The sequence below is a fragment of the Bradyrhizobium sp. CCGUVB1N3 genome (assembly GCF_024199925.1).
Lineage (GTDB): Bacteria > Pseudomonadota > Alphaproteobacteria > Rhizobiales > Xanthobacteraceae > Bradyrhizobium.
Genome location: NZ_JANADR010000001.1, coordinates 4,910,535 through 4,932,712, shown reverse-complemented (window position 1 = coordinate 4,932,712; position 22,178 = coordinate 4,910,535). Strand labels below are relative to the sequence as shown.

Below are 22,178 nucleotides of genomic sequence, written 5' to 3'. Positions count from 1 at the left end.
GTGCTTGGATTAGAGGAAACTGGCGTGGCAAACATCAACCAGAAGATTGCGCAGGAGCTCGGGGCCCGGGAGGAGCAGGTCGAGGCGGCGGTAACGCTGCTCGACGGCGGTGCCACGGTTCCCTTCATCGCTCGCTACCGCAAGGAAGCCACCGGTGCGCTCGACGACGCGCAGCTCCGCACGCTGGAAGAGCGCCTCGTCTATCTGCGCGAGCTCGAAGACCGCCGCAAGGCCATCCTCGAATCGATCCGCGAGCAGGGCAAGCTCGACGCGGCGCTGGAGGCCACCATCATGGCCGCCGACAGCAAGGCGCGCCTGGAAGATATCTACCTGCCGTTCAAGCCGAAGCGCCGCACCAAGGCCGAGATCGCCAAGGAGGCCGGCCTCGAGCCGCTCGCCAACCAGTTGATGGCGGAGCCCACGAACGATCCGAAGGTGGTGGCGGAAGTCTTCGTCAACGCCGAGAAGGGTGTGGCCGATGTAGCCGCCGCGCTCGACGGCGCCCGCGCCATTCTGGTCGAGCGCTTCGACGAGGACGCCGATTTGATCGGAAGCTTGCGCGAGGAGATGTGGACCAATGCGCGCATGGCCTCCAAGGTGCGCGAGGGCAAGAAGACCGAGGGCGAGAAATTCGCCGACTATTTCGAGTTCTCCGAGCCGCTGACAAAACTCCCGTCGCACCGCATCCTCGCGATGTTCCGCGGCGAGAAGGAGGAGATCCTCGACCTGCAGATCCAGGCCGAGGCCGAAGCGCTGCCGGCGGGCGTGCCCAGCGCCTATGAATTGAAGATCATGAAGCGGTTCGGCATCGCCGACCTCAAGCGCGCGGGCGACCGCTGGCTGATCGACACCGTGCGCTGGGCCTGGCGCACCAAGATCCAGGTGCATCTCAACATCGACCTGCGGATGCGGCTATGGAACGCGGCCGAGACCGAGGCCGTGCGCGTGTTCGCCTCGAACCTGCGCGACCTCTTGCTGGCCGCGCCCGCCGGCACCCGCGTCACCATGGGGCTCGATCCCGGCTACCGCACCGGCGTCAAGGTCGCGGTGATCGATGCGACCGGAAAGGTGGTCGACACGACCGCGATCTATCCGCACGAGCCGCAGCGGCAGTGGAACGAGTCGCTCGCGACGCTCGGCAGGCTCGCACTGAAGCATCGCGTCGAGCTGATCGCGATCGGCAACGGCACCGCCTCGCGCGAGACCGACAAGCTCGCGACCGAGCTCGTCAAGGGCCTCGCCGAGCTGAAGATGACCAAGATCGTGGTGTCGGAAGCCGGTGCGTCGGTCTATTCGGCCTCCGCCTTCGCATCGCAGGAATTGCCGGGCCTGGACGTGACCCTGCGCGGCGCGGTCTCGATCGCCCGGCGCCTCCAGGATCCGCTCGCCGAGCTCGTCAAGATCGAGCCCAAGGCGATCGGCGTCGGCCAGTATCAGCACGACCTCGGCCAGGCCAAGCTCGCCAAGTCGCTCGATGCCGTGGTCGAGGACTGCGTGAACGCCGTCGGCGTCGACGTCAACACCGCCTCCGCGCCGCTGCTCGCGCGCGTGTCGGGCGTAGGCTCCGGCCTGGCGCAGAGCATCGTGCAGCATCGTGACGCCAACGGTCCGTTCAAGTCGCGCAAGGCGCTGAAGGAGGTGCCGCGGCTAGGACCCAAGGCGTTCGAGCAGTGCGCGGGCTTCCTGCGCATCCTCGGCGGCGAGGATCCGCTCGATGCTTCCGGTGTCCATCCGGAAGCCTATCCGGTGGTGCGCCGGATTCTCGTGGCGACCAAGAGCGACATCAAGGCGCTGATCGGCAGCAGCGAGATCGTGCGTACGCTGAAGCCGAAGGATTTCGTCGACGAGAGCTTCGGCCTGCCGACCGTCACCGACATCCTGCGCGAACTCGAAAAGCCGGGCCGCGACCCGCGCCCGGCGTTCAAGGCTGCGGTGTTCAAGGAGGGCGTCGAGGAGATCAAGCACCTTCAGAAGGGCATGATCCTCGAGGGCACCGTGACCAACGTTGCCGCTTTCGGCGCCTTCGTTGACATCGGCGTGCATCAGGACGGCCTCGTGCACATCTCGGCAATGTCCAAGAATTTCATCAAGGATCCGCGCGAGGTGGTGAAGCCCGGCGACATCGTCAAGGTGAAGGTGCTGGACTTCGAGGTTGCCCGCAAGCGCATCTCGCTGACGCTGCGGCTCGACGACGAGGTCGGCGCCACGAAGGACGCGCCCGGCATGCAGCGCGATAATTCGCGCAACGCCGGCCGCATGACCTCATCGGCGCCGCGCAAGCAGGAATCCTCCGGCGGCGGCGCACTCGCCGAAGCGCTGCGCCGTGCCGCCGAAAAGAGCGGCCGCGGCAAGCCCGCGTAAGGCGAGCGCTCGTCTTAACCTCCCCCCGCCCTTCAGCGGGGAGAGGTCGGATCGCGTCAGCGAACCGGGTGAGGGGCAAGGCAACCCCGCGGGCCAAGGTCAAAAGTCGCTCCGACTTGCGTGGAGTTGACGGGTGATCGCCCAGGCGAAATCGGACTCGCGGAGCAACCCCTCACCCCACCCTCTCCCCGTGAGACGGGGAGAGGGAGCGAGAGAGTCGTGCATTCCTAACTTCCGCGTCAGAATCTGGCGCATTTGTAAGTTGAAGGAGAGCCTGCCATCTCCTCATCTGGTCCTTCTCGCGCGGCGCGATTGTCGCCGCTCTGTATGGAGGATATTCCGATGACCAACAGGCTTCTCACCGGCCTCGTCGCGACGACGGTCGCCGCGACGCTGGCGGTTGCGTCGCCCGTCTTAGCCCAACGCGGCGGTGGCGGCGGCGGGCATGGTGGCGGCTTTGGCGGTGGTGGCGGCGGGCATTTTGGCGGTGGCGGCATGGGCGGTGGCATGCGTGCCGGCGGCATGGGCGGCGGTATGGGTGGCGCTCACTTTGGCGGCATGGGCGGTGCTCGCTTTGGCGGAGCGAGCCTTGGTGGCGCGCGCTTCGCCGGCGCTCCGATTGCAGGCCGCGCGGCCTTCGCGCCGCGCTTTGCAGGCAGCCCGATGGCCGCCCGTGCAGCCTTCGTCGGCCCGCGCTTCGCCGGCACCGGCTGGCACGGCAGGCCATTCATCGGCCGCCACGCTTTCTTCTTCCGGCATCACCATCGCTTCTTCTTCGGCGCGCCCTTCATTTATGCCGGCTATTACGACGGCTGCTGGCGCCGGAGCTGGACGCCCTGGGGCTGGCAGTGGGTCAATGTGTGCGGGGACGATTGGTACTAGCATCGCGTGACCGCACCGTTGTCGCGATCGCCGCCGGGCAGTTCCGTCCTGCCCCGGAACGGGATAGTCTGGTGGCGATCGTCGCGCGGAGTTGAAGGATGACCGGAGGTCACCGCCGCATTCTCGTCGTCGAGGACGACCTGGAGACCGCAGGCCAGCTCGCCGAAGAGCTGACGACGAGCGGCTACGAGGTCGATCTCGCCGCGACCGGGCGCGAGGCGCTCAGCCGCGGCAGCCAGCGCGACTATGCCGTGATCACCATCGACCGCATGCTGCCCGACATCGACGGCATCGCGGTGATGCGCCAGCTGCGCGACGACGGCATCGCTTCGCCCTTCCTGATCATTTCCGCGCTCGGCGAGGTCGACGACCGCGTGCGGGGCCTGCGCGCCGGCGGCGACGACTATCTCGTCAAGCCGTTCTCCTTCGTCGAGCTGCTCGCGCGCCTCGAGGCGCTCGGCCGCCGCAGCGAGACGATCGCAAAGGAGACGATCCTGCGCGTCGGCGATCTCGCCATCGATTTGATCTCCCGCAACGCCAGCCGTCGCGGCAAGAAGATCCCGCTGCTGCCGCGCGAATTCCAGCTGCTGGAATATCTCGTTCGCAACGAGGCCCGCGTCGTCTCCCGCGCGATGCTGCTCCAGCACGTCTGGGACCTGCATTTCGATCCCTCCACCAACATCATCGACGTCTATGTCGGCCGCGTCCGCCGCAAGGTCGACGATGCCCAAGCCTATCCGCTGATCCACACCATCCGCGGCATCGGATATTGTCTCCGTGCTCCTGGCTAACACGCTGAAATCATCGACGTTCCGCCTGGCGCTGATCGCGATTGCGGTCTTCGGCCTGATCGTCGCCGCGATCATCGCATGGGTCTATTTCGGGACGCTCGCCTATGTGCAGAGCCGGGTCGGCGAGGTCGGCGATCACGACGGCTTTACCGGGATGATCGAGCTCGCGATGATCGCGGTCGCCCTGCTGCTGCTGGTGCTCGCCGCGGTGGCCGCCGTGCTGGTGACGCGGCGGACGGTGGGGCGGATCGAGCAGATCAACGCCACCAGCCGCGCCATCATGCTTTCCGGCCTCGATCAGCGCATCCCCCTGCGCGGCAGCCATGACGAATGGGATCGCGTCGCGGAAAACCTCAACCAGATGCTCGACCGCATCGAGACGCTGATGGGCGAGGTCAAGCAGGTCAGCGACAACGTCGCGCACGATCTGCGCACGCCGCTGACGCGCATGCGCGGCCGGCTGGAAAAGGCCTATCACGCCCCGCGCAACAGCGAGAATGATGCGGCGCTGATCGGCGATACCATCGCCGATCTCGATGCCGTGCTCGGCATGTTCGCATCGATCACCCGCATTTCCGAGATCGAGACCCGCGCGCGCAAGGGTGCGTTCCGCGAGCTGAACCTCGTGGAGATCGCCGGCGAGGTGGTCGAGCTCTACGATGCCGCGGCCGAGCAGGTTGCGACTCGTCTCAACTTGACGGGCGATCGCGAGGTCAGGGTCACCGGCGATCGTGACCTGCTGTTCGACGCCATCGCCAACCTCGTCGACAACGCGATCAAGCACGGTCGCGCAAGCGGGCAGGTGAGCGTGACCTGCGCCGCCAAGGACGGCGCCGCAGTGATCGCAATCGCCGACGACGGCCCAGGCATCCCGAGCGGCCAGCACGACCAGGTGTTCAAGCGCTTCTACCGTCTCGAGCAGAGCCGCTACACGCCCGGCAATGGTCTCGGCTTGAGCCTCGTCGCAGCCGTTGCGCGCCTGCACGGTGCCGAGGTCTCGCTGCGTGACAACGCGCCGGGACTGACCGTCGCGCTCAGATTCCCGCCGCCGTCTGCGCTCTGATCCTACAGGTTGATCACGCCGCGCCGCGCGGCATGCGCGACCGCGTCGGTGCGGCCGGTGGCATCCAGCTTGTCGAGCAGCGAGCCGACGTGGAACTTGACGGTGTGCACGGAGATGCTGAGCTGGCGCGCGATCATCTTGTTCGAGGCGCCCTCGGCCATCAGCGCGAGCACGTCGAACTCGCGGGGCGTCAGCTCGATATCGGCCGGCGATACCTGCCGGTCGCGTACGACCACCGCGGCTGGATCTCCGGGCGCGACGAGGCGCAGGCCGGCGACCCTGCCGAGCAGCAATGCAAGTCGATCGGCCAGGGCGGGATCGCCGATCTCCAGCGCGATCGCGATGTCCTGCGTCGTGTCCTCGCTCACGCCTCCGGCCTCTCGCCGATCGTGACCTTGAAGCTCACCGGCTCGCCGCCACGCCGCACCGCGACGTCGACGACCGAGCCCACGCTCTCAGGTCCGAGAGATCGCGACAGCGCGCGGACGCCAGCGAGCTTCTCGCCATTGACGGCCACGATGACGTCACCCTGCCGGATTCCGGCCGCGGCGGATGGTCCGGACTTGTCGACATTCATCACCATCGCGCCGACGCCGTCATCGAGCCGCACGGGTTGCAGGCCGAGCCCGAGATAGCCGCGTGCAATCCGGCCGCGCGTCTCGAGCTGCGCCGCGACGCGCTCGATGGTCGCGGCCGGGATCACCAGCACGCGCCGCGGACCCTGTACCGCCATGCCGAACGGCTCGCCCTGTGCATTCAGCGCGAGGCCGCCCTCATGGCTGTGGCGCAGGCGCACGTCGAGCTCGATCCGCGCCTCGATGTCGCCGCCGCGCAGGCTGCGCCAGCGTGGGCCGGCGAGCGACACCATGCCGAGGGATGCCGTGGGTGCGCCACGGTCGGCTGCGACGACGACGGCGAGCGAACCGAGCGCGGGGGCGGCGGAGGCCAGCTTGACCGGCGGGATGTCGGCATCGACGCGCAGCAGCGCGATGTCGGTGGTGTGGTCGCGGCCGACAATCGTGGCTTTCCGCGTGCTGCCGTCGGCGAGCCTGATCTCGACCTCGCCCTCGTCGGCCAGTGCCTCATCGGCGGTGATGATGAGGCCCGCCTTCCAGGCGAAGCCGGAGGCCCGCAGCCGATGCGAGTGGACGGAGACGAGCGAAGGCGCGGCGCGCGTAGCGACATCGGAAAGCGCTGACGAGAGCGCAGCGAGGGGGGTGGGGTCGGTCATGGAGGGCTCCTGTCGGTTGTCCCAAATCTGGGATGCCGCGGGCGATCCGGAAACTGGCCGGATGGCCAGGAAGCTCCGTAATGTCCCGGCCGACGAACATGTGATTGGGAGGAGGTCACGGGAACGTGTAGCAATCGGCCGGCTATTGCGCCGCACGGCCTCAACGCATTTTCGGAAGACCCGGATGACCATCGATCTTACCCGCCGCACGCTGCTTCACCTTGCTGGCGCCACCACGCTCGCGGCGGCCGCCGCGGCCGCGGCGCGCGCCGAAGGCAATCCGGTCAGCGTCGGGCCGACCTATGCGAGCCGCACGCCGATGCGGGTCGGCATGGTGACGCTGCGGGTCAAAAATCTCGATACGGTCGCTGATTACTATCGCGACGTGCTCGGCCTCTCGGTGATGGAGCGCTCGGCAGGTTCAGCGCGGCTCGGCGCCGGCGGCGTGACGCTGCTCGTGCTGGAAGCGCATCCCGATGCCGCGATCGAGCCGCGCAATGCGGCCGGCCTCTATCACACCGCCTTCCTGATGCCGACGCGCAAGGATCTGGCGCGCTGGCTGGTGCATGCCGCCTCGCATCGTGTGCCGCTGTCGGGCTTTGCCGATCATCTCGTCAGCGAATCCGTCTATCTCGACGATCCCGAAGGCAACGGCATCGAGGTCTATGCCGACCGCGATCCCTCGCAATGGCAGTGGAGCGAGGGCTCGGTGAAGATGGCATCCGACGAGCTGAACATTCCGGATCTGCTGTCGCTCACCAACACCCGTGTCAGCGACTACGCCAAGGCACCGGAGGGCCTGCGCGTCGGGCACATGCACTTGCGTGTCGGCGACCTCGTGCAGGCCGAAGGCTTTTATCACGGCACCGTCGGCCTCGATGCGACCCGCCGCCGCAACGGCGCCGCCTTCCTCTCCTCCGGCCGCTATCACCACCATCTCGGTATGAACGTCTGGCAGAGCCAGGGCGCCGGCCGCCGCGACGACACCACGACCGGGCTCGCCTGGTTCTCGCTGGTGACGGAGAAGCAGGACATTCTCGCCGCCCAGGACGAGCGCCTGCGCAAGGCGGGTGCGCAGGTCACGGCGCTAGGCAACGGCGTTGAAGCCGTCGATCCCTGGGGCACGCGGGTGCGGCTGCTTAAGATATGAACGGCATCGAGCGTCCTTGAGGTCAGGCCCAAAAATCGGGGCTGGCTCTCTAGCTTGCGGCCAGCGGCTTCTTGCCGCGTCCGAGTGCAAATTGACCGACCGGGCTCTCGACATGAAAGTCGAGCCCGGTGATTTTCGCAAACAGGTCGATGTTGGTGGTGCCGATGGCGCAGCCGCCAAGGCCCATATCGGTCGCCGCCAGATAGAATGTCTGGATCATGGTGCCGACATCCTTCAGGATCAGCGAATATGCGATTGAGCTGTATTTCCAGGAGATCCGCCCAAAGCGCGCGGCGATCGTGATCAAGATTTGCGGTGGACCGGGCGCGTCCATGGCAAACGCGGCCGCCGTCGAAAGCGCCTGGAGCTGCTGGGCGGAAGCACCGATCGCTACCAGTGCGTGACCACCCGCATCGTAGTGGTAGAATCCGCGCGCAAGCCCCTCGCAGTTCGAGACCGCCAGGTACAATTCCAGCTCGTAAGCGCTGCCCGCCGATGGATAAGCCCTCGTGCTGTAGGTGACTTCAGGGCCGCCGTCCAGATTCGCGCCGCTCTTCCATTCCGACAGCACGCGGGCTGTCGTGCCGAGAAACTGTGCGAGCTCGGCGAGCGTGACCGGGTGCTGGTCGTCGAAATCGCGTATTGAATGGCGTTCGCGCAACAGCTCCGCGAAGGGCGAGATCGGATTCGGTGTGGAAAATTTGCGGAGGTCGATTGTCTTGCCGGGCCAGGGCGGACGCACCGCCGGCAGCGGTGGAACGACGCCCGCATAGGCGAACGTGCCGCCAACCGGATTGGCATGCCGACCCTCCGTGCTCCGCGTGTGAAACACGAGATCGTGAAAGTCCCAGAGAACAAGATTGCCGTCACCTTCACCCACCCGAAGGCCGTCGCCGTCTTTCGCATTGAGCTTGATCAGCATCTGGCTGTCGAGCAGCAATCCGAGCAGATCGAGATTCAGGGAGGCCGCTTGGCGGCGAAGCTTGCTGATCTTCTGGGGCCGCGACAGGGCCGCGAGGGTGGCCGCGATGGCGGGATCGCAAATCCGGAACAGCGCGCCGGCGCGCGGCGATTCCAGCACCATCTCGTTGCCGCGCCGGCGCATATAGGCGAAGCGCGACAACACGACGGTATCACCGTTGCCCAGCTTTGCGCGTTGTGGCCAGTATTCGGCGACCTGCGGCTCGATGACGACCAGGTCCTGCTCGTCGCGCGGAGAGGACAGGCGGAATTCGAGAAGCCCGTGCCGTGCCATTCGCTGCACCAGGGCATGAACCTGCCTTGCGAGGACGCTCTTGCCGGCAAAGGAGGCGAACGGCAGACCGGTGGCGAGATGTCCCGCGCGATCGATGGCCGCCGCACTGAGTTGTCCGAGATTGACCGAATAGCCGCCCAGGGCAGCGGCGATGCTTCCGTCCGCCTGCATGTGAAGAGAAAAACGACCGTTCAATCGGGCGGCGATGACGGGTGCGATCTTCCTGGTCTGCTTTTTCCGGAAGTTGCGCAACGATGCCAACCTTCAGGTGTGTGGAAGGAACGGAGTGAGTTCGCTTTCCAGTCGCGGGCGATCCAATAGTCCAAGCTTCACCGGAACGTCGTAAAGCCGGCCGGGCGCGAAGCGGCGATAGAAATGCCGCAGGCCCGGAACGAGCACTCTGACGACGGGGACCTCGACGTCGGGCCGCGTCTGGTCGAGCACGAGGAAATCATATCCCGCTCGGATCGCAATCTCGATGCAGGCATTGACCTGGTCGCGCGTATTGTCGTGAACCTTGAGGCTCGGTGCCGGCGGGACGATCGGATTGTCGCTTGGGATCAGGAACGGATAATCGTCCAGTCGCAGCGGCGTGACACCGTCAAGCGTCGGCTTCTCGCCACTTCCGCCGCCCATCATGCCGACCGACATGAACTGGGTGAGCTCGGTGAGGGAGCGCAGCAGCGCGATGCGGCGATCGAAATGCGAGCCGGAGCCGAACTCGATGTTCTCGTGTCCGTTCTGCATCCAGTGCATGATCGCCACGTAAGAGGGAATGCCGAGATCGCTGGTGATGTCGAGCACCCAAAGCCGGCGCCCCGCATCGGCAAACTGGGCTTGCAGATCCCGCACATAGGTATCGTCGAATTGCGCGAGGTCGACTTCGGCACGGTGCACCCGGTTGTACCACCAGATGGCGTAGGCATCGCGTTCGACCAGTTCGAGGAAGCCTTGAACGATGGCTTCCTCGCGGGTGTTGCCGGCCGCGCATCCGTTGGAATCCGTGTGGAAGCCGCCATAGAAGAAGTACAAGAGGCCGGTCGGAAGATATTTGAACCGTTTGTCGCGTAACGACCAGACCGGCGACCACTCGGTCTTGGTCGAGGGATCGAGCGGCTCGGGAACCGGATGTGAATCGTCGGCCTGCGGGGCATGCCTGTTTTGAAACTGCGTGTCGCTGAAGAGCTGGACGTCGTTGGGAAGAAGAGCGTCACCGGGAGCGAAATCGGTAAAGCGGCGCGTCGTCCTGATCTCGTCACCCTGGAAAATACCGGAGTAGCGCTCGATCGCTTCCATCAGCGCGCTGGCCTCGCCCTGCTCGGCCGTGGAACCCTTGCCGAAGCTGCCGCCGCTCAGTCCGGATCTGAGCTGGTCGACGTTCGAGGCCGGCGCAGAGAAATTGTGGTGAGCGAAATAATTGGTGTTCATCGGCAGATCGGCCTCGATCCGCTCGAGCCGCGAGACGACGCCGGTCAGCGGACTGACGTGCTTGCGGAACCGCGCAACGGTGGCTTGCGACGTCACGGTGCGGTAACCGCCGCTGGTCATGATGAGCTTTCTGCCCTCGGCAATCTCGATCGGCGCCTCCGTCCGGCGCGGATTCTGCAGCTTCTTGCTGCCGCAGGTCGGACATTGCGGGCGCCGCGCGACGTAGTGCTTGGCGATGACGGCACCAGTCAGGTCGAAACTTGCGATGTGATCGCACAGATCGGTACGAAATCCCGAGGCGATCGCTTTTGCGATTTCGACGGCGGCGAAGTGGATGGCGATCTGTCCTACGGTGTCGTCGACCAGGGGCGATACGGCGACCGGCTGCGCCGGTCCGCGGTCGAGAAAGCCCTTGATCTCCCGATTGCGGATCATGCGATCGAACAGGCAGGTCCAGCAGGCACTCTCGTCCGGCTTGAACACAGGTCCCACCAGCGGAAACACGCCGGACGGCTGCACCAGCAGCCAGGGCGTCTTGTCGGCCACGCGCTCCCCGTTCAGGTCAGCGAGCCGCCGATCAAGATAGTCGTTCACCAGCGTGATCGTGAGCGCAGGCGCCCGCTTGGTGATCTGAACGCCGAGCTTGCTCATGGCTGCGACAAGTTCTTTGGCGCCTTTGACATCGATCGATTCGACCCGCACGGGGCAGGCGCGGAGATTTTGTTCCGCCGCCTCGGGAGGCAGGCCAAGGCTAGCCCAATATCCATCAACGGCGCCTGCGAATGCGTGCGATGCTCCGCTAACGACGTATCGGCGCTCCAGCAGCCGCCTGATCGCTTCCTCGATCTTGTCGGTGGGGAAACTCTTCGAAAGCCGGCGAACGATCTCGGGCGCAGCCTTGCCATTTTTTCCGATCGCTGTGGCTACTGCACAATACAGATCGCCGTGCAGGAAGAACTTGCGGCTCTCGGAATAGAGACAGACCACATCGGGAGGAATTACATAGGCAGTGAAGTTGGGCGCGAATCGCAAAATGCCTTTGCGGGTCTGCCTCGCAGCGCGGCTCTTGCCATTGACTGTCATCGGGTCAGCACGCCGATCCTGTTCCTGTCACTTCCGATTGCGGGCGCACGAAAGCAACAAATTGGCCGGGTCGTTCGCGGGCCCGGCCAAAGAAATCGCGACGTGTCGATACACAGTCAGGAGTGCTGCCTCCTAGCACAAGCGGCAGCGGCCCCACGATGCACAGCAGCCCGCGCAGGATACGACGGCACATCCCACCACGGCACATCCGGCACATCGACAACCGACGCCGCATCGGCAACCTCTGCAGCCGCCGCAGCCTCTGCAGCCGCGGCAACCGCCGCATCCGCGCCAAGCCACTTGTACGCGGCTACTTGCGTCTTCCTTGTCGAAGAGATGGAAGGTGGCGAGGCTGACGTCAGTCATTTCCTCTTCACCGAGCATGATCGCATGCCCCGGTGAAAAGTTGAGTCTCTGCTGAACGTCGTCTGTTGGTATCGCCGCTGCTGATGCGCTGCCGGCGAGCGAAAAAGTCAACCCGGCGGCTCCCAACGCCGGCACGGCGGCCTTGGCTACGCGCTTCTTTTTCGACGCTTGCTTCACTCGCTGCATGGTCGCATCCTCCGAATGTTTGCAGGAAGGACATCCACGGAGGAAAGTGTACGCCGAGCGGACAAGGCAGGCAAGATTCACGAACGGACCAAGATGCAGTCGCGCTCGTTCAGATTGCATTCATCTTCATGAACGAGTTTGCCTTTGGTTCCTCACCCCGTCTGCGCTGCGGGCCCCTGATGCAGTGCCACAATCGTCCCCAGCCTGAACGGAGAAACTGGTTTGGTCGATCACCTCGGACATTTCGCCTGGTACGAGCTCATGACCACCGACCTCGCGGCAGCCGGCGCCTTCTATGGCGAGGTTGTGGGCTGGGACGTGAAGGACGCCTCGACGGCAGGATTGGCGTACAGCGTGGTTACGGCCGGCGACATTCCGGTAGGCGGTCTCATGGATCTGCCGGAAGAGGGACGGCGGTTGGGGGCGACACCGCGGTGGGTCGGCTACGTCGCCATCGATGACATGGATGCGAAGGCCGCGCAGATCCGCCGTCTTGGGGGCGCCATTCTGGTATCGCCCACCGACAGCAATATCGGCCGAATTTCAGTGGTTGCCGATCCGCAAGGAGCGACGTTTGCGCTGGTCACAGGACTGACATATGGCCAACGGCAACCCGGCGGATTGGACGAGGCCGGGCGCGTGGGCTGGCACGAGTTGCTGGCTGAAGACCGAACCAAGATCTTTCCGTTTTACGGCGAGCTTGTTGGCTGGCAGAAGGCCCATGCTGGAACCGATCCGGCAGACTTGTATGAATCGTTTTCGGTGGCCGGGCAGACGATCGGCGGCATGCTCACCAAGCTTCCAAGCGTATCGCAGCCGTGCTGGCTCTATTACTTCAATGTCGACGACATCGGGGCGGCCGCCAAGCGCGTTCATGCTGGCGGAGGCCGCGTCCTCCAGGGTCCAAGCGAGTTGCCCGATGGTTGCTGGATCGTGCGATGCGCCGATCCTCAAGGCGCCCTGTTTGCGCTGCAGGGAGCTTGGGATCAGAAGGGCACCGAGCGACCTTCCGCCGCGAAAGTCGGTTGGTCCGCCAGGTGGGGTGGCATTGCTTCACAGGGCAGGATGGTGCTCGACAAGACGAAGCGCTAGGCCGAAGCGTTTCAGCGCATCGCGCCGCAATCATTCGCTACTTTGCATGGGGTTGTTTTGCGGATTTTGGTAGTCGCTTGCGACAGACCTGATCTCATCAAGCCTTAGAGCATGATCCGGAAAAGTGTGGAGCGGTTTTCCGAAAGATCATTCGCCGGCTTGCTTGTCGGTCTCACGGGGGCATGTTAGCACCCGCGAAACCACATGGGCGGACCTGCAACGCCCGATCTGCCGCAGGGTTGCCTGACATGCCCGGTTTCCACGGCGTCTTTCCCTATCTCGTCTCGCCGGTCGATGCGGACGGCACGGTGCGCACCGATGTGCTCGCCCGGCTCTGCGACGACCTGATCGGCGCCGGCGTGCATGGGCTGACGCCGCTCGGCTCGACCGGCGAGTTCGCCTATCTCAACGCCGCACAGCGCGCGACGGTCGTGCAGACCACGATCGAGACCGCGAGGGGCCGTGTGCCGGTGGTGGCCGGTGTTGCCTCGACCTCGACCGCCGATGCGGTCGCGCAGGCGAAGGCTTACCAGAAGCTCGGCGCCGACGGCATTCTCGCGATCCTGGAGGCGTACTTCCCGCTCACCGAGGCCCAGGTCGAATCCTATTTCCGCAGCATTGCGGACGCTGTCGACATTCCCGTCGTCATCTACACCAATCCGCAATTCCAGCGCTCCGATCTCACGCTCGACGTCATTGCGCGCCTCGCCGAGCATCCGCGCATCGGCTACATCAAGGACGCCTCGACCAACACCGGCCGGCTGCTGTCGATCATGAACCGCTGCGGCGACAAGATCCGCGTGTTCTCGGCTTCCGCACATATTCCGGCCGCGGTGATGCTGATCGGCGGTCTCGGCTGGATGGCGGGACCAGCCTGCATCATCCCGCGCCAGAGCGTCACGCTCTACGATCTCTGCAAGGACGGACGCTGGGATGCGGCCATGGCGCTCCAGCGCAAGCTGTGGCGCATCAACGAAGCCTTCGCCCGCTTCAACCTCGCCGCCTGCATCAAGGCAGGGCTGGCGATCCAGGGCTACGACGTCGGCGACCCCGTCCCGCCGCAGGCCGCACTGACGGCCGAGCAGCGCAAGATCGTCGAGGCGGCGTTGCGAGATCTTTCATGACTGTCATTCCGGGGTGCCAAAGGGCGAACCCGGAATCTCGAGATTCTCAGGTGCGCAATTGCGCACCATAGTTCGATGCTACGCATCGCCCCAGAATGACGAACATGTCGTGGCATGACGAATTTGAGGGTCCTGCCCGCACAAAACGTCGGCTGGCCTCGTTTGCCTCGATCCGCTAAAAGGCGGCCGCACTTTAGGCTTAGAGGACAAGCGGAATGAACATTCTTCCCGGCAATTTGCGTTTCGGGGCGGGCAAGCCCGTCAAGCGTTTGGAAGACCAGCGACTGCTCACCGGGAAGGGACAGTTCATCGACGACAAGCCGGAGGATGGCGCGCTGTGGCTGCACGTGCTGCGCTCGCCGCATGCCCACGCAAAGATCGCGTCGATCGACACCAGCGCCGCGGCCGCGATGCCAGGTGTGGCCGCGGTCTACACCGGTGCCGATCTGATCAAGGACAATATCGGCGAGATACCCACGCTGAATATTTTCAAGCGCCCCGACGGCAAGCCGATGACGGTGCCGCCGCGCCGGCTGCTCGCCCATGAGGTCGTGCGCTATGCCGGCGAGGCCGTTGCGGCGGTGGTTGCCTCATCGCGCGTAGAGGCGCAGAGCGCGGCCGAGGCGATCGTGGTCGACTACGATGTGCAGCCCGCGGTCGTCGATCCCGTCGAGGCAGTGAAGCCCGGTGCGCCCGTGGTGTGGCCGGAGGCGCCCGACAACATCGTCGGCGCGATGGCCTATGGCGATGCTGCCAAGGTGGAAGAAGCCTTCGCCAAGGCCGCGCATGTGGTCGATCTCGATCTCGTCAGCCAGCGCCTCGTGCCGTCTGCGATGGAGCCGCGCTCGACCATTGCCGAGATCGAGAAGAAGTCCGGCCGGCTTCTCCTGCATGTGCAGTCGCAGACGCCGGCCTCGACCCGCGACGTGCTCGCGGGTGCGGTGCTGAAGCGGCCGATCGAAAGTGTGCGCGTGCTGGTCGGCGACATCGGCGGCGGCTTCGGCCAGAAGACCAACCTCTATCCGGAGGACGGCATCGTCGCCTACGCCGCGACCAAGCTGAACAAGAAGATCCGCTGGCGCGGCGACCGCACCGACGAGTTCGTCGGCGGCACCCATGGCCGCGACCTCACCTCGACCGCCTCTTTCGCGCTCGACGAGAAGGGCAAGGTACTGGCCTATCGCGTCAAGTCGATCGGCTGCACCGGTGCCTACTCCTCGGGCGCCGCCAACATCATCCCGCTGGTGCTCGGTCCCTTCGTGCAGACCGGCGTCTACGACCTGCCGCTGGTGCATTTCGAGATCAAGACGGTAATGACCCACACCGCACCGGTGGGCGCTTATCGCGGCGCGGGCCGCCCCGAGGCGGTGTTCATCGTCGAGCGCCTGTTCGACGCCGCGGCGCGAAAAATCGGCATGGATCCGCGCGCGATCCGCAAAGCCAACTACATCAAGCCGGCGCAGCTTCCCTATACCAACGCTGCCGGACAGGTCTACGATTCCGGCGCCTTCGCGCACATGCTCGACCGCGCTGCGAAGCTTGCCGACTGGGACGGCTTTGCCGCGCGCAAGCGCGCCGCGAAGAAGAAGGGCCTGCTCTATGGCCGTGGGCTGACTTCCTACATCGAGTGGACCGGTGGCCGCGCGCACACCGAGAAGGTCAGCCTGCACGCGACCTCGCAGGGCCGCGTCATTCTGCATTCCGGCACCATGGCGATGGGACAGGGACTTCAGACCACCTACACCCAGATGATCTCCGATACGCTCGGCATTCCCCTCGACAAGATCGACGTGGTGCAGGGCGACACCGATCTTGCGACCGGATTCGGCAGCGTCGGCTCGCGCTCGCTGTTCGTCGGCGGCACGGCGGTCGCGGTCTCCTCGAACGACCTGATCCAGAAGGCGCGCGAGAAGGCGTCGAACGTGCTGGAGACCTCGGTCGAGGATATCGAGTATCAGGACGGCATGCTCACCGTGGTCGGCACCGACCGTCGCATCAGCCTGTTCGAGATCGCCGAGAAGGAGCAAGGCGCCAAGCTCAGCGTCGATTCCGAAGGCGAGGTGGACGGTGCGAGTTGGCCGAACGGCACGCATGTCTGCGAGGTCGAGATCGATCCCGAGACCGGCGTGTCCCGCGTCGTGCGCTACACCACGGTCGATGACGTCGGTGTTGCCGTCAACCCGATGCTGGTCACCGGCCAGATCCATGGCGGTGTCGCCCAGGGCATCGGCCAGGCGCTCTACGAAGGTGTCGCCTACGATGCCGAGGGGCAGCTCCTCACCGCGAGCTACCAGGACTATTGCATCCCGCGTGCCGACGACGTGCCGCCGATCGAGGTGACGCTCGACGACTCCGCGCCCTGCCGCACCAACCCGCTCGGAGCCAAGGGCTGCGGCGAATCCGGCGCCATCGGCGGCCCGCCCTGCGTGACCAACGGCGTGATGGACGCGCTCGCCGAGCTCGGCATCGCCCAGCTCAATACGCCGCTGACCCCGCAGAAGATCTGGCAGGCGATCCGCGACGTGAAGGTGGGTTAGCCGTCATTCCGGGGCGGGCGTCAGCGCGAACCCGGAATCTCGAGATGTTCGCGCGAATGCGGCGGAGGATTCCGGGTTCGATGCTTCGCATCGCCCCGGAATGACGAAAATCTCGACACGCGCCATGACCAATCTGATAGTTTGCGCCAGATTCCACCGGGAGAAATTTCATGCGCAAGATCCTGACTGTGCTGGCAGCGCTCGCCTGCCTTAGCCTGACCAATTGCGGCTACAACGCGATCCAGAGTCAGGATGAGCAGATCAAGGCCAACTGGTCCGAGGTGGTGAACCAGTATCAGCGCCGCGCCGATCTCGTGCCCAATCTCGTCAACTCGGTGAAGGGCTTTGCCCAGCAGGAGAAGGACGTGCTGCTCGGGGTCACCAATGCGCGCGCCAAGGTCGGCAGTATCCAGGCAACGCCCGAGGTGCTCAATGATCCGGCAGCGTTCCAGAAATTCCAGGCCGCGCAGGGCGAATTGTCCAGCGCGCTGTCGCGCCTCCTCGTCGTCACCGAAAACTATCCGCAGCTCAAATCTGATGCGCTGTTCAAGGATCTGATGTCGCAGCTCGAGGGCACCGAGAACCGCATCACGGTGGCGCGCAACCGCTACATCAAGTCGGTGCAGGACTATAACGTCACCATCCGCTCCTTCCCGACCAACCTCACTGCGATGATGTTCAGCTACAAGGAGAAGCCGAATTTCAGCGTCGAGAACGAGAAGGAAATCTCGACCGCGCCGAAGGTCGATTTCAACCCGGCGCCGTCGCCGTCGAAGTAAGCGCGTTCGGCCCCGATGCCCACCACGTCCTCCGCCGTCATTCCCCGCGAAAGCGGGGAATCCAGTACGCCGCAGCCTCTCCGTATCGCTCCGGCTTCTCTGGGATACTGGATCGCCCGGTCAAGCCGGGCGATGACAGTGAGGTTGTTGCGCGCCTGTCCTGCCTTCGCACCGCGCGGCGCCTTCCTTGTTGCGTTGCTGGTCAGTTGGGCCTTCGCCGCCATAGCCGACGTCGCCGTGCCACAGCTCACCGGGCGCGTCGTCGACCTGACCGGGACGCTGTCGAGCGGCGATGTCGCCTCGCTGTCCTCGCGCTTGCGGGACTACGAGAACCGCAAGGGCAGCCAGATCGCCGTCCTGATCGTGCCGTCGACGCAGCCGGAGACGATCGAGCAGTACTCGATCCGCGTCGCAGATGCCTGGAAGATCGGCCGCAAGAAGATCGATGACGGCGCAATCCTGCTCGTCGCCAAGAACGACCGTCACCTGCGCATCGAGGTCGGTTATGGCCTCGAAGGCGCGCTCACCGACGTGACCTCGCGGCGGATCATCGACGAGGTCATCACGCCAAAATTCAGGAGCGGCGACTTTGCCGGCGGCATCTCGGATGGCGTCGATCGCATGATGCGCGTGATCGACGGCGAGCCGCTGCCGGCGCCTCAACGCAGCACGAGCTTTGCCAGCGACTTGAACGATCTCGGGTCTGTCGCTCCCTTTGCTTTGTTCGCCTCGCTATTCGTCGGCGGCATCCTGCGCACGATCTTTGGCCGATTGCTTGGCTCGGTTGCGACCGGCGGTGTGCTTGCGGCAATGGCCTGGTTCATGATCGGCTCACTGGCACTGGCACTGGCACTGGCGCTCGGCGTCGGTGCCATCGCCTTTATCCTGGCGTTCATCGCTGATCTCGCTCCGACATCAGGTCCGGGGAGGCGCTCCGCGCGCGGCGGCTCCTGGTCGAGCGGTTCCTCGGGAGGCGGCTGGAGCAGCGGCTCGTCGTCGAGCGACAGCGGCAGTTTTAGCGGCGGCGGCGGCGGTTTCGGTGGCGGCGGCGCCTCGGGGAGCTGGTAGGCCATGAGTATCAAGCGCATCACCAGGCATCTCGTTCAGCACCATTGGCGCGCCAAGCAGGTGTTCACGCCAAAAGTGCTCGACCGCATCGAGCAGGCGATCAAGCAAGGCGAGACCACCCATTCCGGTCAGGTCCGCTTCGTCGTCGAAGGCGCGCTCGACGGCAGGCCGCTCTTTCGCAACCAGCCTGCACGCGAGCGCGCGCTCGACGTCTTCTCGCATTTGCGGATCTGGGACACCGCGCACAACAACGGCGTGCTGATCTATCTCCTGCTCGCCGACCGGGACGTCGAGATCGTCGCCGACCGCGGCATCGACGCCAAGGTCGGCGCCGCAGGTTGGGAAAAGATCTGCCGCGAGATGGAAGGCGAGTTCCGCGCCGGCCGGTTCGAACACGGCGTGATCAAGGGCATCGAAGCCGTCTCGCGCGAGCTCGCGCACCACTTCCAGCCGCGCGGCCCGCACCCGAACGAGCTGCCGGACAAGCCGGTGGTGATGTGAATTTCCAGTGTCGTCCTGGCCTTCGCCAGGACGACTATTGGGGAAGCGTCGTGCTTCGCCTCGCAAACGGACGTCCTTGGCGCTGACGGGACGGTTAAGGCCACGTTAACCGGGGAAATTTGTCAGGCAAACAACAGCTTCGCCCGATATCGCGGATCGGCCCGCCCGTGCCGAACGCAATTTTGCGCCCGGCCCGCCACGCCGGTTCCATGATCCCGGCCCAATTCGGCCCCGGATGAGTTCCTAAAATTTCGGTAAGCGGGTCCAAGGGTAAGGATTTCGCAAGCAATGAAAGTTACCAAAAGGTCAATCCTGACTGGAGTATTTGAGCCGTGAGCGAAGCAATGCCCGAACAGGCCGCTGGACCGCAGCCCGCCGAGGTTTCGTCGGAGGCTGGCCTGGAAACGCGCGCCGACGCCCCATCGATCGCGCCCGACCATGAGGCGCCCAAGCCGGATGCCCCGATGCCGGATGCCCCCACGGCCGAAGCGCCGCAGGTCGAGCCGCCCAGGCTGGTGGTGCCCAAGCTCGACGCGCCCAAGCCCGAAGAACCCAAGCCGGAAGAGCCCAAGCTGCACGAACCCAAGCCTGAGCTGAAGCCCGGCAAGCTGATCGTCATGGCGCCGTCAGACCGCGCCTGGGATCACCCGGATCCGCAGGTCAAGGCGGAGGCAAAGGACACCGGTGGCAAGCGCCGGCTCTCGGCGATGGCCGCCGTCGTCGCGCTCGCAGCCGTCGTCGGCGCGATCAGCGGCGCGCTCGCGACCGCGGGCGTCATGCACTTCGCGGCGAACCAGGTTGCTGCACCGGCACCGGTTGCCGACACCAGCGCACTGGAATCCTCCGTCGCGCGGATCGATGCCGACGTCGTCGCGTTGAAGGCGGGCCTTGATCACACCTCGAAGTCCGCGACCGGTCAGTTCAACAAGACCAGCGACCGCCTCGACAAGCTCGAGAAGGCGCAGGCTGAGCCTGCGGCCAAGCTCGCAAAACTGTCCGATGCCGTCGACAAGCTGCGCTCGGCGCAGGCCGCTGCGCCCGCGCAGACCACCGCGGCGAAGGAGACCACGGGCTCGATCGCCCCGGCCCCTGCTCAGGTCGCCGCCGCGACGCCCGCAGCAGCGCCGGCCACAGCTCCTGTACAGGCCGCCGTACCGCTCCCGGTGCCGAAGCCCGAAATCGGGCGGCTGCCGACGATCGACGGCTGGCGCCTCCGCGACGTCGCCAATGGTGGTGCGCTGATCGAAGGCCGCGGCGGGTTGTACGAGGTCTATGCCGGCGACCCCGTGCCGGGTCTCGGTCGGATCGATGCGATCCGCCGCCAGGACGGCCGCTGGGTCGTCGTCACCACCAAGGGCCTGATCGTCGCGCGCTAAGCCGGACGACTCCGAGTTTGAGGAAAGGCGCTTCACCGCGATGTGAAGCGCCTTTTTGCTTGAATAGGCCGATGGCGGCGGTGTTAGTGGAGGCATGAGCCGTCGCTGTTTGCGAATTCTCGTTGCCCTCGTCGCGCTATGCAGCGGCGCGCTGTCGCCGTCGGCTGCGGAGAACGCAGGCCTGGATCGCGGCACCGCGATCACCGATCCGGAGCAGCTGCGCAAGCTCGATCAGCATGACGCGCTGACGATCTCGCGGTTGTTATGGAGCGAGCGAAACGCGAATTTCCCGCTCACGACCGACATGTTGTTTGCATGGTTGCCGCAGCTTGCGCGGATACAGCCCGCGATCGACGCGGAGTTCGATCGCTACGTTGCGCGCCACAAGGCGGATGCGCCGAGCGAGACGATTGGCGCCGGCGAAGGCTTCGACGTTCAACTGTTCGACCGGGCCAATCTCAACTCCCGAGACACCCGCTTTGTGCTGGCGGGCATCGTCAACCGCATGGACCGCGCCTACGTGTCGGAGGCTTCCTGCGGCGAGATCCGGCTGATCTACCGTCTTGCCCGCTTCGAGACGAACCCGGATGGCGGCAAGACCGCATCGCGCCTGCCGATGACGTTCAATCTGGTGCTGAAGGCGCGGGACGAACGGCAGACAGTGCCGAGCGGAAAGCCGGCGACCTGCGCGGAGATCGCGCGGCGCTGGCTCGCCAACGACAATCCGCTTGATCTCGTCGAGCAACTCCCGTTTCCCTCCGATGCGATGCTCGACCGCATCGAGACAAACATCCAGATCGCGGTCATGCCGAAATCGGCGAGCCACGATTTCCGCACCGACTATCTCCTGAAGGTGTTCAAATATAATCCCGACACCAAATTGTTCGAAGAGTCGACGCTGGAGAACCAGATCGACCGCGATCGCATTCTTGGCGATGATGCGCTCAGGCGCGACTTCAAGGACTGGCTGCTCGCCCCCGAGCATTTTGGCGAGTTCGATCGCGGCACGGTCCTGATCCCGGAAAAATTCCTCGCAAAAGCCGCGATCGCGCCGACGCCGGCGGGCCTCGATACGTCGGCGCTGCAGCCCGAATTCGGCCTGATGCAGGGTGAGGGCAAAGGCGATCCCGCGTTCACCGACAGCGACGTGGTCGGCGCGCTGAAGACCGCCAGCGAGCGCGGCATCGGCTTGCAGAACATCCGCTCGGTTGCGGGCTTCCAGCGCCGGCTCAACGACATCACCTGCGCCGGCTGCCACCAGACCCGCGGCATCGGCGGCTTCCATTTCCCGGGCGTCGACTGGCTCGCAGACAAGCCGTCGACCATCGTGCCGGCCTCGCCGCATTTCTTCGGCGACCAGGTTCGCCGCCGCGACATCCTGACCGCGTTTGCGCAGGGCAGGCGTCCTGACTTCTCGCGCGGCTTCGCCAGCCGGCCGCAGCTTCGCGGCAGTACCGAGCTTGCGGGAACCGAATATCAGGACGGATGGGGCGCGCATTGTTATTTGCAACCGCCGGGATCGGCCGGCGCCGACAAGAGTTTTACGTCATGGACCTGTGGTAAAGGTCTTGCCTGTCAGGCCGCTGCGACTTCGACCCGCATCGGCATGTGCTTTGTGAAGACGCGTTAGGGCGACCAGAACCGATTTTGGATGACCGATGACGGACAGCAGCGAAGCCAACAAGGAGCGCAATCGCCAGATCGCGCGTAACGAGGAAGCCAAGCAGATCACCGGCAGCATCCGGGTCAGCACCTGGGCGATCGCGGTCGCCGTCGTGATCGGCGCGATGATATTCGCACTGATCTGGATCGCGTCGCGGTCGTAACGCGCGAACTTCCATCGGCTGAAGTCCGCGGTATGGGTCCCGGCCTTCGCCGGGACGACATCCGTAAATGTTGTGCGAG

Annotated in this window: 18 protein-coding genes; 14 read left to right on the top strand and 4 right to left on the bottom strand. The window is 65.2% G+C overall.

Annotated elements, in window-relative coordinates; all coding sequences use genetic code 11:
* Positions 1–24: 24 nt before the first annotated feature.
* The 4 genes from NLM33_RS23550 to NLM33_RS23535 all read left to right on the top strand — a co-directional run bounded on the left by NLM33_RS23550 (position 25) and on the right by NLM33_RS23535 (position 5,097).
* The gene (locus NLM33_RS23550; RefSeq protein ID WP_254099184.1) at positions 25–2,361 is read left to right on the top strand and encodes a Tex family protein; all 2,337 of its coding nucleotides are present in this window, start codon (positions 25–27) and stop codon (positions 2,359–2,361) included.
* Positions 2,362–2,703: 342 nt separating this feature from the next.
* The gene (locus NLM33_RS23545) at positions 2,704–3,243 is read left to right on the top strand and encodes a hypothetical protein (protein ID WP_254099182.1); all 540 of its coding nucleotides are present in this window, start codon (positions 2,704–2,706) and stop codon (positions 3,241–3,243) included.
* A gap of 98 nt (positions 3,244–3,341) precedes the next feature.
* Positions 3,342–4,034, top strand: a complete 693-nt coding sequence (locus tag NLM33_RS23540) for a response regulator transcription factor (protein WP_254099180.1) — start codon at positions 3,342–3,344, stop codon at positions 4,032–4,034.
* Positions 4,021–5,097, top strand: coding sequence for a HAMP domain-containing sensor histidine kinase (locus tag NLM33_RS23535; protein WP_254099178.1), 1,077 nt, complete (start codon positions 4,021–4,023; stop codon positions 5,095–5,097). Before NLM33_RS23540 ends, NLM33_RS23535 begins: the two co-directional genes overlap by 14 nt.
* A gap of 2 nt (positions 5,098–5,099) precedes the next feature.
* Here NLM33_RS23535 and NLM33_RS23530 read toward each other — a convergent pair whose 3' ends face one another.
* Both NLM33_RS23530 and NLM33_RS23525 read right to left on the bottom strand, forming a co-directional pair.
* Positions 5,100–5,465, bottom strand: a complete 366-nt coding sequence (locus NLM33_RS23530) for a response regulator transcription factor (protein WP_254099176.1) — start codon at positions 5,463–5,465, stop codon at positions 5,100–5,102.
* Positions 5,462–6,328, bottom strand: coding sequence for a S1C family serine protease (locus NLM33_RS23525; RefSeq protein ID WP_254099174.1), 867 nt, complete (start codon positions 6,326–6,328; stop codon positions 5,462–5,464). Before NLM33_RS23525 ends, NLM33_RS23530 begins: the two co-directional genes overlap by 4 nt.
* Before the next feature lie 184 nt (positions 6,329–6,512).
* On the opposite strand from NLM33_RS23525, the gene NLM33_RS23520 reads away from it, so the two are divergent.
* Positions 6,513–7,478, top strand: coding sequence for a VOC family protein (locus tag NLM33_RS23520; RefSeq protein WP_254099172.1), 966 nt, complete (start codon positions 6,513–6,515; stop codon positions 7,476–7,478).
* 49 nt (positions 7,479–7,527) lie between these two features.
* On the opposite strand, the gene NLM33_RS23515 is transcribed toward NLM33_RS23520, so the two are convergent.
* Together NLM33_RS23515 and NLM33_RS23510 are read right to left on the bottom strand one after the other, a co-directional pair.
* Positions 7,528–8,904, bottom strand: coding sequence for a SagB family peptide dehydrogenase (locus NLM33_RS23515; protein ID WP_254105865.1), 1,377 nt, complete (start codon positions 8,902–8,904; stop codon positions 7,528–7,530).
* A 93-nt stretch (positions 8,905–8,997) separates the two neighbouring features.
* On the bottom strand, positions 8,998–11,244 hold the full coding sequence (locus NLM33_RS23510) for a TOMM precursor leader peptide-binding protein (protein ID WP_254099170.1): 2,247 nt from the start codon (positions 11,242–11,244) through the stop codon (positions 8,998–9,000).
* 774 nt (positions 11,245–12,018) lie between these two features.
* On the opposite strand from NLM33_RS23510, the gene NLM33_RS23505 reads away from it, so the two are divergent.
* The 9 genes from NLM33_RS23505 to NLM33_RS23465 all read left to right on the top strand — a co-directional run bounded on the left by NLM33_RS23505 (position 12,019) and on the right by NLM33_RS23465 (position 22,099).
* Positions 12,019–12,888 carry a VOC family protein gene (locus tag NLM33_RS23505; protein ID WP_254099168.1) on the top strand — a complete coding sequence of 290 codons (870 nt, stop codon included), beginning with the start codon at positions 12,019–12,021 and terminating at the stop codon, positions 12,886–12,888.
* Between the two features lie 248 nt (positions 12,889–13,136).
* The gene (locus tag NLM33_RS23500) at positions 13,137–14,012 is read left to right on the top strand and encodes a dihydrodipicolinate synthase family protein (protein ID WP_254099166.1); all 876 of its coding nucleotides are present in this window, start codon (positions 13,137–13,139) and stop codon (positions 14,010–14,012) included.
* A gap of 215 nt (positions 14,013–14,227) precedes the next feature.
* A complete protein-coding gene (locus NLM33_RS23495) occupies positions 14,228–16,549 on the top strand; it encodes a xanthine dehydrogenase family protein molybdopterin-binding subunit (RefSeq protein WP_254099165.1) in 2,322 nt (773 codons plus the stop codon).
* Between the two features lie 170 nt (positions 16,550–16,719).
* Complete coding sequence (locus NLM33_RS23490; RefSeq protein ID WP_254099163.1) at positions 16,720–17,328, top strand: LemA family protein; 609 nt, start codon at positions 16,720–16,722, stop codon at positions 17,326–17,328.
* A gap of 132 nt (positions 17,329–17,460) precedes the next feature.
* On the top strand, positions 17,461–18,396 hold the full coding sequence (locus NLM33_RS23485; protein WP_254099160.1) for a YgcG family protein: 936 nt from the start codon (positions 17,461–17,463) through the stop codon (positions 18,394–18,396).
* Between the two features lie 3 nt (positions 18,397–18,399).
* Positions 18,400–18,897 carry a TPM domain-containing protein gene (locus NLM33_RS23480; RefSeq protein ID WP_254099158.1) on the top strand — a complete coding sequence of 166 codons (498 nt, stop codon included), beginning with the start codon at positions 18,400–18,402 and terminating at the stop codon, positions 18,895–18,897.
* Between the two features lie 344 nt (positions 18,898–19,241).
* On the top strand, positions 19,242–20,273 hold the full coding sequence (locus NLM33_RS23475; protein WP_254105864.1) for a hypothetical protein: 1,032 nt from the start codon (positions 19,242–19,244) through the stop codon (positions 20,271–20,273).
* 94 nt (positions 20,274–20,367) lie between these two features.
* Positions 20,368–21,903: a hypothetical protein gene (locus NLM33_RS23470; protein ID WP_254099156.1), complete on the top strand. Its 1,536-nt coding sequence runs from the start codon at positions 20,368–20,370 to the stop codon at positions 21,901–21,903.
* Positions 21,904–21,931: 28 nt separating this feature from the next.
* Entirely contained in the window at positions 21,932–22,099 is a 168-nt protein-coding gene (locus NLM33_RS23465) for a hypothetical protein (RefSeq protein ID WP_254099154.1), read from the top strand.
* The last annotated feature ends 79 nt before the right edge of the window (positions 22,100–22,178 follow it).

Excerpts from the sequence above, each read along its gene's own strand:
- NLM33_RS23545 (WP_254099182.1), top strand. The coding sequence starts at position 2,704 with ATGACCAACAGGCTTCTCACCGGCCTCGTCGCGACGACGGTCGCCGCG.
- NLM33_RS23540 (WP_254099180.1), top strand. The coding sequence starts at position 3,342 with ATGACCGGAGGTCACCGCCGCATTCTCGTCGTCGAGGACGACCTGGAG.
- NLM33_RS23525 (WP_254099174.1), bottom strand. The coding sequence starts at position 6,328 with ATGACCGACCCCACCCCCCTCGCTGCGCTCTCGTCAGCGCTTTCCGAT.
- NLM33_RS23520 (WP_254099172.1), top strand. The coding sequence starts at position 6,513 with ATGACCATCGATCTTACCCGCCGCACGCTGCTTCACCTTGCTGGCGCC.
- NLM33_RS23515 (WP_254105865.1), bottom strand. The coding sequence starts at position 8,904 with ATGCAGGCGGACGGAAGCATCGCCGCTGCCCTGGGCGGCTATTCGGTC.
- NLM33_RS23510 (WP_254099170.1), bottom strand. The coding sequence starts at position 11,244 with ATGACAGTCAATGGCAAGAGCCGCGCTGCGAGGCAGACCCGCAAAGGC.
- NLM33_RS23500 (WP_254099166.1), top strand. The coding sequence starts at position 13,137 with ATGCCCGGTTTCCACGGCGTCTTTCCCTATCTCGTCTCGCCGGTCGAT.
- NLM33_RS23495 (WP_254099165.1), top strand. The coding sequence starts at position 14,228 with ATGAACATTCTTCCCGGCAATTTGCGTTTCGGGGCGGGCAAGCCCGTC.
- NLM33_RS23490 (WP_254099163.1), top strand. The coding sequence starts at position 16,720 with ATGCGCAAGATCCTGACTGTGCTGGCAGCGCTCGCCTGCCTTAGCCTG.
- NLM33_RS23485 (WP_254099160.1), top strand. The coding sequence starts at position 17,461 with ATGACAGTGAGGTTGTTGCGCGCCTGTCCTGCCTTCGCACCGCGCGGC.
- NLM33_RS23480 (WP_254099158.1), top strand. The coding sequence starts at position 18,400 with ATGAGTATCAAGCGCATCACCAGGCATCTCGTTCAGCACCATTGGCGC.
- NLM33_RS23475 (WP_254105864.1), top strand. The coding sequence starts at position 19,242 with ATGCCCGAACAGGCCGCTGGACCGCAGCCCGCCGAGGTTTCGTCGGAG.
- NLM33_RS23470 (WP_254099156.1), top strand. The coding sequence starts at position 20,368 with ATGAGCCGTCGCTGTTTGCGAATTCTCGTTGCCCTCGTCGCGCTATGC.
- NLM33_RS23465 (WP_254099154.1), top strand. The coding sequence starts at position 21,932 with ATGACGGACAGCAGCGAAGCCAACAAGGAGCGCAATCGCCAGATCGCG.